This window comes from Micromonospora sp. MP36 (genome assembly GCF_008119785.1).
GTDB lineage: Bacteria > Actinomycetota > Actinomycetes > Mycobacteriales > Micromonosporaceae > Micromonospora.
Genome location: NZ_VSFA01000029.1, coordinates 64,742 through 77,231, shown reverse-complemented (window position 1 = coordinate 77,231; position 12,490 = coordinate 64,742). Strand labels below are relative to the sequence as shown.

Below are 12,490 nucleotides of genomic sequence, written 5' to 3'. Positions count from 1 at the left end.
TGATCTCGCGGCGGGGGAAGTCCACGATGCCCGCCGAGTCGAGGCGGAACTTTCCCGCCTCCTTGAAGTCGATGACCAGCTTGCCGAGCAGCAGGATGCGGACCGGGTCGGGGAACTCGACCAGCACGGCAAGGTCGGCGGTGACCTGCCCGTTGAGGAAGTTCAGCCGCACCATGGCGCCGAGCACCGTGCCGGTGGTGTCGACCGGGAAGATCCGGCTGAGGGTGGCGATGACGGCGGGCGCGTTGCCGACCGGGTCCTGGGGGAACAGCAGCGCGTCCAGGGTGCCGGCGCGGGCGGCGTTGCGTACCTCCTCCGGGTTGGTCCGCCGGTTCCAGCCGACGACGAGGCCCAACCCGGTGATGGAGATGCCCCAGAACAGCATCAGTCCGGGGAACCACTCGTACGTGCCGGCCAGCAGCAGCGAGAAGGTGTGCCCGCCGTCGGCCTCGGTGAGCCGGCTGCCGTCGGGGTTGCGGGTGTTGAGGATGGCGGTGGCCTGGAGCCGGAACCCCTTCATCGGGGCGAGGGGGGTGGTGGAGGTCATGCCGAGCTGCAGCACCCCGGCGTACATGCCGCGGGCCTCGTCGACGAAGAGGTAGCCGCCGCCGGTGACGATGCCGTTGTCCATCCGCAGCGCGACGCCGTCCGGGCCCTTGAACCGGGGGCGCAGGTCGGCCGCGCCGAGGTTGCCGGCGGTGGCCTGGTCACCGGAGCCGGCCGGCAGCGCCGGCGGGAAGGTCAGGTCGGCGCGGACGCCGATGTTCTGCACCACCGCGTGCAGCGGGCCCAGCGCGGCCCGGACCGTGGTGCTGAGGGTCAGCCGCAGCGCGCGGGTGGCGGTGTCCGCCTCCAGCGCGATCCGCAGTCCCTCCAGGCCGAGGCCGTGCCAGGACAGGTGCAGCGGGTACTCGGCGGCGAGCGCGGCCGCCCCGGACAGGTGCAGCCCACCGCGCAGCGACCAGGCCAGTCCGAGGTCGAGACCGACTCGCAGCCCGTCGGCGGGCAGCAGCTTGGCCAGCAGCCCGTCGCCGTCGCCGGGGCGGACCACCAGTTCCGCCCGGCCGGCCCGGATGCTCAGCTCGACGTCGTCGCGGCCGGCGCCGAGGGTGGCCTTCCCGCCGAGGACGAGCTGGCCGATGGCGAGGTGGGTGCCGCCGGGGGCACCGAGGATCCAGCCGGGCTGTCCGGCCGGGGCGATCCGGGCCACCTCCGCGGCCCACTTCACCACGGCGCTGTCGCCGCTGAACGTCACCCCCTGGCTGTTGATGGCGAGGGCCGGCCCGGCACCACTGAGGTCGGTGGCGACGTTCCACGCCCCGATCGAGCCCTCCAGGTGCGCCTCGCCGGTGGGCGCGAGGATCACCGTGAGCCGGCCGTCCCAACTGGCCAGACCGAGGGTGGCGCCGATGCCGAAGGTGGGGTTCCACGGTGCCAGCCCCGCGCCGGGCGGCGGCGCGCCGCCGGGCGTACGCAGGCCGCTGAACCGCAGCCGCAGCAGGCTGTCGGCCAGCCGCCGGCCCACCTCGCCCTGGTCCGGCCCGAGATCGGGGCGGACGCCCTGGTCGGCGTCGAGGCCGAACGCCCGCAGCGCCCGGGCCAGCCGGGGCAGCAGCCGCGCGGACAGCTCGGCCACGCCCGCCGAAGTGTCCCAGCCGGCCGGGGCGTACAGCGCGCGGAAGTAGCCACCGGGGTCGCGGACCAGGTCGACCGCCCGGTCCAGGTGCAGCTCGTCGCGGCGCTTGGGCAGCCGGATCGGCGAATCGGTCGGCGGCATCGGCGGGCTGGGCGGGTTGGCGGCGGCCGGGTCCACCAGGCCGAGCAGGTCGAGCACCGGCACCGACCAGGGCACCCGGCGCAGCAGGTAGGTCAGCACCAGCAGGTCGACCAGGTCGTCGGCGAGTTCGGCGGGCAGCCCGGGCACGTCGGGCAGGCCACCCTTCACGGTCGGCAGCTCGCCGATCTTCCCGAACACCTTCCCGACCGCCTCGGCCAGCTTGCCGAGCCCGGCCAGGGTGTCGAGCTGGTTGTCGTTGCGCACCACCGACACCGCCGCCAGGGCCTCCTCGACCGTGGCGGCCCACTCCTCGAAGCGGGCGGCGTCGAAGCCGCTGACCGCCTCCAGGTCCCAGCCGAGCGCGCGCATCAACCGGGCCCGCCGCCACGGGTCGTACGCGGACAGCACCGGCTCGGCCAGCAACCGGACCTCGTCCCAGAGCAGGGCGAGGGCGTTCTTCGGCTCGGTCATCGCAGCTCCCGTCCTTCCGTGCCGGTCATGCCGTCACCCTCGGCAGGTCGCTCAGGTCCAACCGCAACGAGCCCCGGGCGGGGGAGAGGGTCCGCTCGGCCGCGGGCAGCACCGCGACGGGCAGCGTGTAGCGGTGCCCGGTCGGCCAGCCGGGCCAGCCGACGAGCGCGCCCAGCGCGGCCGCCACCGGCGCGTCGGTGGCGACGACCTGACCGATGGCGCCGATCAGCGCGTCCTCGTGCAGGTCGGTCCAGCCGGTGGGCGGGCCGCTGAAGTCCGCGCGCGCCTTCGCCCGGTTCAGCACGGTGTGCAGCTCGCTGGCCGCCCGGGTCCGGGTGCGGAACTCGGGCTTCTCCGCCCGGTCGGCCGGCGGTCCCACCGCGACGAGCTGGTGCGCCCGGTGCAGCTGCCAGCAGGCCAGCAGCGCCACGGACCGCTCGGAGGTGAACACGTCGCCGATCCGGGCCCGGCGGGGCTTGCCGTCGGCGCCGGTCACGTCCGGCACGGTCGGGGTGACCGCCGGGTCCGGGGAGTCCCAGTCGGTGACCAGCAGGTCGTGCAGCCGCTGCCGGGCGACGGTCCACAGGCCCCGGCGCACCCCGTCGTGGGTCCGCAGGGCCAGCGCGTACCGGTGCATCCAGTGCCAGGAGCGCAGCCCGAGTAGCTCCAGCGTGGTGCCCACCGCCTCGCGGGCCGCGCCGGTCGAGTCGGTCTCCGCGGGCCGGGCCCGCAGCACCCGCAGCTCGGGGTGGAGCAGTCCGCCGCCGTCCTTGCCCCAGCCGGGCACGGCGTTGATGCCGCCCTGCCCGCCGAGGGCGTCGTACGCGTCGCGGTCGGTGGCCCGCAGGAAGGCCAGGTACGCCCACATCTCGCCCGGCTCGGCATTGATGTCCAGCGCGGGCGGCAGTGTGGTGGGTGCCGTCTGCGGCCCGTGCGCCCGCCAGCCGAACGGTCCGAACCGGATCACCGCCGGGTCGTCCGCGGCCACCCGGTCCAGCCAGCCGCCGGCCGCGTCGGGCGCCTGGTTCTCGGCGGCGGCGCGCAGCACCTTGAAGGTGGAGAGCTGGCGGGCGGCCCGCGTACCGGCGTCGCCGCCGGTGCCGATGGTGGCGACCAGGTCGGCCAGCGTGGGCCCGGTGCCGTGTCCCTGCGGAACGGGCAGGACGGCCTCCGGCAGCAGCTCCGACTCGCCGTCGAGGACCGGCCCGCTCCACTGCGCGTCGGTCGGGTGCGCGCGGTACCCGCCGAGCCGGATCAGCTCCGGGTGCCCGGGCGGGGCGCCGCCGGCACCCGCCGGCCGGCCGGTGACCACCCGGGAGTAGAGCCGCCGGTCGGTGGCGGTGACGTCGTCGAAGAGCCAGACGTTGGGCTGGTCGAGGCGCTGCGGGGTGTCCCCGGAGACCTGCCAGGACTCGATCACGACGGGGCAGCGCCACCGCTTGTCCAGCCAGTGCCGGATCGCCTCCTGGGTGGCCAGGTCCGCCACCCCGCTGATCGGCCCGAGGTAGCGCTCGGCCTCCGGCACATCGACCGGTTGCAGCCGGTCCGACCACCGGGGCGCGGTCGAGCCGGTCGGCTCCACCGCCGCCCGTTCCCGCCGGGCGTACGCCTGGAACTCCCGCACCGCCCAGTAGGTGACCATGCCGTACGTCCCGTCGGTCTCCGCGGGGGTGAGGAAGCCCAGCGTGGCCAGGTCGTGCTGGAGGCGGCTCACCCAGCGGTCCTTGACCAGGTCCGCCGGCCGGTCCACCCCGTCGTAGCAGGCCTTGGCCGTGCCGGTGGCGTCGTGGTCGTCGGGCCGCAGCACGAACCCGCCGTACGGCGGCGGCTTGGTCAGCGAGCAGCCGAGCGAGAGGTCCACCGTGTACGTGGTCAACGCGGCGGCCCGGTTCTCGCCGGGCAGGTGCCACCAGAGCCGCTGGGTGGCCGACTTGCACTCCCCGGCCGGCCAGTCGAAGGTGATCTCGCCGAGGTTGTTGCGCCCGACGATCTCCTTGCCGCTGCCCCAGGATCCCTTGTAGTCGTCGAGGTTGCGGGCGGCCGCCAGGTACTGGGCGAGGGCCTGGTCGCGGGGCAGCCCGGCCGGGTCCACCACCGGTTCCGGTACGCCGTCGCGATGTGCCGTCGGGTCGGCCTCGTCGTGCCGGAGGAACTGCACGTAGATGTTCCACTCGGGTTGCCGGCCGAGCAGCTTGAGCGCGTCGATGTCGCTGACCGCCGGCCGGCCGGACACCCACCAGCCGGTGGTGTCGTCGGCGCCGACGGTCACCTGGACGCCGGCCCGCATCCGCTGCCCCTCCTTGTCGGGCAGCTCGTTGGCCCAGCCGACCAGGTCGATCCGGCCGGTCACGTCGAGCAGCGGCACGTAGCCGACGTCGTGCAGGATCCGGGTCATCGAGTCCTCGTTGCGGAAGGCGCTGGCCACGAAGCCGGCGAGCACGCCCTCGGTGCGGTTGACCCCCTCGTACGGCTTGGCCGGGTCGGGTCCGCAGGCGTACGGGAGGGTCGCCGAGTAGCGGATCCGTTCGGCGGAGCCGAAGTGGATGTCGCCGCCGAGCAGCACCAGCCGCCGGCGGCGGATCCCGTCCGGCCCCGGGGGTGCGGCGGCGAACAGCCGGGCGAGGATCTTGTGCACGGCGGCGTCGCTGGCCACCCAGGCGTCCTCCGCGTCGGCGGTCCACCGGCCGGCGGTCGCCTTGGCCAGCGGCTGGGCGACCTGCTCGAGGATGGGCACGCCGAACAGCGCGACCGGCTGGGCCACCACGGTCACCGCGTCGTCGCCGAGCACCCCGCCGCCGGTGAGCATGTCGTTGAGCGGGTGGTCGTCCAGCAGCAGCCCGCCGGGGTTGCCGTTGCCGCCCGGGTACTGCCGCCAGGTGCGGGTGTCCAGCGCGATCAGCTGGTAGCGGGGCCAGGTGACGGTGTAGTGGTAGGTCAGCGCGCCGGCGGGCCGAGCCAGCCTGCCCTCGGCGGTGACGCCGGTGGGCAGGCCGAGCCGGGTGCGCAGGGTGAGGTCGTCGCCGTCGTTGGGTGCGGTGGACCAGCCGCGCAGCGCGGTCAGGGCGGTCCGCCCCGGCTCCCCGGCGTCCCCGGTCTCGCCGAACCGTTCCGGGGTGTTGCCCCAGGCCTGGAAGACCACGAACGCGGCCATCGCGTTGCGCACGATGCGCCGGCCCAGCGCGGAGTTGACCACCGCGTCGTTGACCCAGGACCGGGTCATGTTCCAGTCGTCGGTGACCTCGTGGTCGTCGGCGACCATGTACGTCGCCACGTTGGCGAGCTGCCGGCGCACCGCGGTCAGGCCGGTCCGGAACGTGGCCAGCGCGATGGCCTGCTGCTGCCAGCGCTCCCAGCGCTCGATGATCTCCTTCTGCTGCGCGCTGGGCGAGTACGCCCGGCCGGCACGCATCAGGTCGTACACCGTCTCGCCGGGCCGGCGGCCCTGCGGGTCGGTCAGGATGCGGGTGTCGGCCGGCAGCACGTGCTCGAACGTCGGCCAGCTCGCCGGCCACAGCACGTCCGACCAGGCCAGCAGGTACATGCACAGGAACTCGCGCAGCGACATGAGGTGGCTGTGGGCGGCGCCGGAGGTGAACTTCGCGTCCCGCTCCATCGTGGTGGCCCGCTTGCCCGGCTGGTAGGTCACGTCGGTCGGCGGCGAGCTGGTGCCGACCGGCATCGCCTCCGGCGCCAGCCCGAGCCGGGCCGCGACCCCCTGGTACGCGGGCACCGCCGGGTCGCTGCCGCTGGCCGGCAGGGCGTCGTGGCCGTGGATGATGGCGAGCAGCGGGTCGGCCACGTCGTCGGCGTAGATCTGGTCGCCGCCGAGGACGAGCTGGTGCGGGCGCAGCGCCGGGTCGCCGCCGGCGGCGGCGATGATCGGGTCGAGGACGGGGAAGGCGTCCTGGCCCTCGCCGTGCGGCTTGCGGCACGAGCCGTGGAAGATCCGCAGCTGGTTCGGGTCGGTCGGCGGGGTGACGAAGGTGGGCACGGCCGGCATCGCCGCCGGCGCCTGCGGGTGGCCCTGGTAGGTGAGCGCGGCCCGGGCGGTCGCCGCGTCGGCGGCCACCACGTCGGCGTCGAACAGGCTGCCCGCGGTGGCCCCGCCGGAGAACGCCAGGTCGTAGCCGTAGAGCGTGCCCGGCTGGAGGGTGACTCCGGCGACGGTCACCGCGACGACGTGCAGCCGCTCGGCGAGCCGCACGGTGGCCCGGCTGCCGGTGCCGACGGTGGCGCCCCGGGCGTATCCGGGAGCCGCGCCGACGGCGAAGACGGTCAGTGTCACCGTGCACTCGGCGCGCAGGGCGACGAAGACGGTGACGCTGGTCGGGTCGACGCGGCGCACGATCGGGCCGCAGAGTACGAGGGGCAGGCCGGTCGGAGCGGTCATGCGGGATCCCCTTCGCCCTCGGCCGTGACAGTGTCGACCTCGATTGAAGTCGTCACGTCCGGCCGCGCCTACGGCGCAACAGCGCGAAGCTTCCGACTTGCCGGATGGCAACTATCGGGCCCGCGACGGGCCGGTCCGCCCGACCGTCGGGGGTGAACGTCCACTCAGGTTGTTTCACTGACGGAGACCCGACGGCCGCTTGCCGGAGGCGTGGAGAAGGCGTAGACGCGCGGGGACCCGCACTCTGGCGGGCGCGGGTCCCCGGTTGCCGGCGCGGGCCGGCGGTGGCTCAGTAGACGGTCACGCCGTAGGCGCTGGCCGCCTCCGGGACGGGCTGGTAGAAGGTGGTGCCGCCGGACCGGCAGTCACCGCTGCCGCCGGAGGTGATGCCGAGGGCCTTGGTGCCGTCGTAGAGCGGGCCACCGGAGTCGCCCGGCTCGGCGCAGACCGTGGTCTGGATCATGCCCTTCACGGTGCCGCTGCCGACGTAGCGGACCGTGACGTTCAGGGCGGTCACCGTGCCGCTGTGCGTGCCGGTGGTCGAGCCGGTGCGCTTGACCGCCTCACCGACGAAGGCGTTCGCGGCGGTGTAGCCGCCCGGGTGGGTCAGCGACGTGTTGTCGTAGCGGACCAGGGCGTAGTCGTTGCCGGGGAAGCTGGAGCCGACGGTCGGGCCGATGAGCGTGGTCAGGCTCGAGTTGGTGTACCAGGTGTTGGCCACGTTGCCGCAGTGCCCGGCGGTGAGGAAGTAGTAGGTGCTCCCCTTGACCACGTTGAAGCCGAGCGAGCAGCGGTAGCCGCCGCCGTAGATGGCGTTGCCGGCCGACAGCAGCGGCCGGAAGGTGCCGCGGGCCCGGTCGACCCGGATCGCCCCCGCCTGGGCGCCGGCGCTCTTCTTGAGCGTGGCGAGTTCGGCGGCGGAGACGCTCTCGTCGGCGGTCACCACGACCCGGCCGGACGCCTTGTCCACGTGCCAGGCGATGCCGTCGACCCCGGAGGCCGCCACGGCGGCGTCGACCCGGGAAAGCTGGTCGGCGGTGTAGGTCTGCGGGGCGGCCGAGGCGGTGCCCGGGACGGCGAACGCGCCGGCGGCCACCAGGCCGACGGTCGCGGCGAGCAGCGGGGTGAGTCGGCTACGGCGGATTCTCACGGTCTCCTCCTGGGAGGGTGCTGGCCGCCGGTTGCGTCGGCGCCCGTGGACCGTCGCCGGGGAACGAGTCGGGGTTGACCTCGGCGAACGCTTCAGCGGCGAGTATCCATCGAGGTCGATGCAATGTGCAAGGGGTCGGTCGCCGCCGGATCACCGCTGGTTAGGGTGGAGCCGGGGAGGTGGGCGATGACGCCGGAGATGACTGGGACGCCGCTGGCCGGACTGGAGGCGGCGGTCCCCGGCGGGGTGCTGACCCGGGCCGCCGACCGGCTCCGGCTGGCCCACGACGCCTCGCACTACCTGCTGCACCCCCGCGCGGTGGTCACCCCGGCCGACGCCCACCAGGTCGCCGCGCTGCTGCGGCACAGCCGGCGGACCGGCACCCCGCTCACCTTCCGCTCCGGCGGCACCAGCCTCAGCGGGCAGGCGGTCACCGACCAGCTCCTCGTCGACACCCGCCGGCACTTCCGCGAGCTGGCCGTGCTCGACGACGGCCGCCGGGTCCGGGTGCAGCCCGGGGTGGTCCTGCGGCAGGTGAACAACCGGCTCGCCCCGTACGGCCGGCGGCTCGGGCCGGACCCGGCCAGCGAGTCCGCGTGCACGGTTGGCGGCGTGGTCGCCAACAACTCCAGCGGGATGACCTGCGGCACCGAGTTCAACACCTACCGGACGCTGGAGTCGCTGGTGCTGGTGCTGCCCAGCGGCACGGTGCTGGACACCGGCGCCCCGGACGCAGACGCCCGGCTGCGCGCCACCGAACCGGAACTGCACGCCGGCCTGCTGCGGCTGCGGGACCGGGTCCGCGGCAACCCCGACTCGGTGCGCCGCATCCACGCCCAGTACGCCATGAAGAACACCATGGGCTACGGGGTGAACGCCTTCCTCGACCACGACTCGCCCGCGGACCTGCTCACCCGCCTGGTGGTCGGCAGCGAGGGCACGCTCGCCTTCGTCGCGGCGGCCACCTTCCGCACCGTACCGGCGCACCGGCACGCCGCGACCGGCCTGCTGGTCTTCGACACCCTGGCCGCCGCGATGGCGGCGATGCCGACGCTGGTGGCCGTCGGGCCGGCGGCGATCGAACTGCTCGACGCCGCCGCGCTGCGGGTCGCCCAGGGTGACCCCAGGGCGGACGCCGCGCTGCGCGGCCTCGCGGTCCGCGACCACGCGGCGCTGCTGGTCGAGTGGCAGGAGTCCGACCCGGAAGCGCTCGCCGAGCGGGTGGCGGCGGCCGGGCCGGTCCTGGCCGAGCTGCCGCTGACCACCCCGGCCCGGCTCAGCGGCGAGGCGGCCGCCCGCGCCGCGCTCTGGCACATCCGCAAGGGTCTCTACGCGGCCGTCGCCGGTGCCCGCCCCTCGGGCACCACCGCGCTGCTGGAGGACATCGCCGTCCCGGTGGACGCGCTCGCCGACACGTGCGCCGCGCTCGCCGACCTCTTCGACCGGCACGGGTACGAGGAGAGCGTGATCTTCGGCCACGCCAAGGACGGCAACCTGCACTTCATGCTCAACGAGCGGTTCGCCGACGGCGCGGCCCCGGCCCGCTACGCCGACTTCACTGAGGAGATGGTCGACCTGGTCCTCGGCCACGGCGGCACGCTCAAGGCCGAGCACGGCACCGGCCGGGTGATGGCCCCGTACGTCCGCCGCCAGTTCGGCGACGAACTGTACGCGGTGATGCGCGAGGTGAAGACGCTCTGCGACCCCGACGGGATGCTCAACCCGGGCGTGCTGCTCAGCGACGACCCCGACGTCCACCTGCGCCACCTGAAGACCGTGCCCACGGTCGAACCCGAGGTGGACCGCTGCGTCGAGTGCGGCTACTGCGAACCGGTCTGCCCCAGCCGCGACCTGACCACCACCCCGCGGCAGCGGATCGTGCTGCGTCGGGAGATCGCCGCTGCCCGCGCCGGCGGCGACCTCGCGCTGGCCCGGGAACTGGAGTCGGCGTACGACTACGACGCGGTGCAGACCTGCGCGGTCGACGGGATGTGCGCCACCGCCTGCCCGGTCCTGATCAACACCGGCGACCTGGTGAAACAGCTGCGCAGCGAGGCCAACGGGGGTCTCGCCCAGTCCGGCTGGCGGAGCGCGGCCAACCGGTGGGGCACGGTCACCCGGGGAATGGCCCGCGGCCTGGACCTGGCCGGCGCGCTGCCGCCCGCGCTGCCCGAGACGGCCACCCGCGCCGCTCGCGCCGTGCTCGGCGCCGATCGGGTCCCGCAGTGGCGACGCGACCTGCCCCGCGGTGGCCGCGTCCGCCGGCCGCACCCGGTCCACGAGCCGGACGCGGTCTTCGTCCCGTCCTGCCTGGGCACGCTCTTCGCCCCGGCCGACGGCGGTACGGGCGTCGCCGCCGCGCTGCTCACCCTCGCCGAGCGGGCCGGAGTGCGCCTGCTCGTGCCCGACGGGGTGGCCGGCATGTGCTGCGGCACGCCCTGGTCGTCCAAGGGCCTCATCGCCGGCTACCAGCGGATCCACGACCGGGTGCCGCCGGCGCTGCAGGCGGCCAGCCGCGACGGGGCGCTGCCGGTGGTCAGCGACGCGGCCTCCTGTACCGAGGGCTTCGCCAAGCTGCTCGCCGACGCCGGTCCGCTGCGGGTGGTCGACGCCGTCGCGTACGCCGCCACGGAACTGCTGCCCCGGCTCACCGTCCGGCGCCGCCTCGGCGCCCTCACCCTGCACCCGACCTGCTCGTCTACCCGGCTGGGGCTGGACGAGGCGCTGCTCACCGTGGCCCGGGCGATCGCCGACGAGGTGGTGGTCCCCGACGGCTGGCAGTGCTGCGGCTTCGCCGGGGACCGGGGGCTGCTGCACCCGGAGCTGACCGCCGCAGCCACCCGCGAGGAGGCGGCCGCCGTGTCCGCCCGGGTCTTCGACGGGTACGCCTCGGTCAACCGGACCTGCGAGATCGGGATGGCCCGGGCGACCGGGCAGCCGTACCGGCACCTGCTCGAACTCCTCGCCGACGCGACCGCCTGACGGCTCCCGCCGGTGCCCGGGCGGTAACGGGGAGATCGGCCTGACGGGTAGCATTCGGCGGCGTGCTGCGCAGTTGGTGGTTCGCGATCGTGATGCTGGCGCTCGGGGTGCTCGTCGCGGTCACCCAGGAGGTGCCCGGGGTCGCGGTGGCCGAGTTCCTGATCTTCCTGGTGCTGGCGGCGTTGTTCTCGCCGCTGGTCTTTCCCCGGTCGCTCTCGGCCGAGCAGGCGCAGCAGCGCAGCGCCCGGGACGGCCGGCCGATCGTCTACTGGCGGCCCGGCTGCCGGTACTGCCTGCGGCTGCGGCTCCGGCTCGGACACCGGGCCGGCCGGGCGTACTGGGTCAACATCTGGCGGGACCCGGCCGGGGCGGCGGCGGTCCGAGCGGTCACCGGCGGCGACGAGACGGTCCCGACGGTCGTGGCGCGCGGTGCGGCGGTGGTGAACCCGGCGCCGGCCTGGCTGCTGCAGCGGCTGACGCCGTAGGGGGCACCCGGCGGCTCAGGTCCGGCCGGCCCGCAGGTGGACGTGCCGGACGGGGTCGGTGAGCAGCCACGCGGCGAGGACGGCGGCGGCGATTCCGGAGACCAGGAGGGGAAGGGTGCCGTCGTGACCCCAGGCGAGTCCGGCCCAGAGGCCGGCGGCCAGGACCGCCAGCCCGGTCAGTCCCTGGAACAGGCCCTGGCCGGTCCCCTGTTCATGGGCGGCCAGGAGTCCGGAGATCCAGGCTTTCCCGACGCCGTCGGTGAAGGCGGTGAATCCGCCGTAGGCGGCCAGGAGCACCCAGGCGGCGGTGTGGGAGCGGGTAAGCCCGAGCCCGGTGTAGGCGAGGGCGAACAGCACCAGGCCGGCGCCGAAGACCGTGCGGGGTGACAGCCGATCGGCGACGACCCCGGCCGGGTAGCTCAGCACGGCGTAGACGGCGTTGTAGGTGACGTAGGCGCCGATGACCGCGGGGACGGAGAAGCCGATCTCGTGCAGGCGGAGCAGCAGGAGCGCGTCGGGGAAGTTGACCAGGCCGAACAGCGCCAGTACGGCGATCACTCGCCAGTAGCGGCCGGGCAGGCGCCGCGGGTGCCAGCCGCCGGCCTTGTGGCGGCGGCGGGGTGGCTCGCGGACTGCGGCGACGAGGACGGCGCTGGCCACGGCGGGCACCACGGCGATGATGAGCAGTGGCCGGATGTGGTGGTGCAGCAGTTCGTAACCGGCGAGACCGATGAGCGGTCCGATCACCGCGCCGGCGGTGTCCATCGCCCGGTGGAAGCCGAACGCCCGTCCCTTGGCGTGTTCCGGCACGCCGGTCGCGATCAGCGCGTCCCGGGGCGCACCCCTGATGCCCTTGCCCAACCGGTCCACGCTGCGACCGGCGAGGACGATCGGCCAGACGGTGGCGGCGGCGATGGCGACCTTGCCGAGCGCGGCGAGCCCGTACCCGAGTCCGATCATCGGGCGGGCCCGGAACCGGTCCGCGAGCCGGCCGCTGGCGACCTTGCTCACCGCTGCGGTGCCTTCGGCGACACCCTCCACCGCCCCCACCACGGCAGCGGGCGCCCCCAGCACGGTCGTCAGGAAGATCGGCAGGATCGGGTACAGCAACTCCGACGCGGCGTCCTGCAGCAGCGACACCCCGGACAGGACCTTCAGGTTCCGGGTCAGCCAGGACCCGGTCGGCTGACCGGTCGGGACGTTGTCCGGCTCGTCGGGCGGCTGCTCGGTCAATC

Annotated in this window: 6 protein-coding genes; 2 read left to right on the top strand and 4 right to left on the bottom strand. The window is 74.7% G+C overall.

Annotated elements, in window-relative coordinates; all coding sequences use genetic code 11:
* From FXF52_RS20265 to FXF52_RS20255, 3 genes are all read right to left on the bottom strand, one after another.
* On the bottom strand, positions 1-2,248 hold a 2,248-nt coding region (locus tag FXF52_RS20265), incomplete at its 3' end, for a DUF6603 domain-containing protein (RefSeq protein WP_222870591.1).
* A 25-nt stretch (positions 2,249-2,273) separates the two neighbouring features.
* Positions 2,274-6,638: a peptidoglycan-binding protein gene (locus tag FXF52_RS20260; protein ID WP_148798861.1), complete on the bottom strand. Its 4,365-nt coding sequence runs from the start codon at positions 6,636-6,638 to the stop codon at positions 2,274-2,276.
* A gap of 289 nt (positions 6,639-6,927) precedes the next feature.
* Positions 6,928-7,788, bottom strand: a complete 861-nt coding sequence (locus FXF52_RS20255; protein WP_222870590.1) for a S1 family peptidase — start codon at positions 7,786-7,788, stop codon at positions 6,928-6,930.
* Between the two features lie 186 nt (positions 7,789-7,974).
* Between FXF52_RS20255 and FXF52_RS20250 the strand changes: the two genes are divergently transcribed.
* A complete protein-coding gene (locus FXF52_RS20250) occupies positions 7,975-10,770 on the top strand; it encodes an FAD-binding and (Fe-S)-binding domain-containing protein (RefSeq protein ID WP_148798859.1) in 2,796 nt (931 codons plus the stop codon).
* 62 nt (positions 10,771-10,832) lie between these two features.
* Entirely contained in the window at positions 10,833-11,255 is a 423-nt protein-coding gene (locus tag FXF52_RS20245) for a glutaredoxin domain-containing protein (protein ID WP_148798857.1), read from the top strand.
* Between the two features lie 15 nt (positions 11,256-11,270).
* On the opposite strand, the gene FXF52_RS20240 is transcribed toward FXF52_RS20245, so the two are convergent.
* Positions 11,271-12,488, bottom strand: a complete 1,218-nt coding sequence (locus tag FXF52_RS20240) for an MFS transporter (protein WP_148798855.1) — start codon at positions 12,486-12,488, stop codon at positions 11,271-11,273.
* Positions 12,489-12,490: the final 2 nt, after the last annotated feature.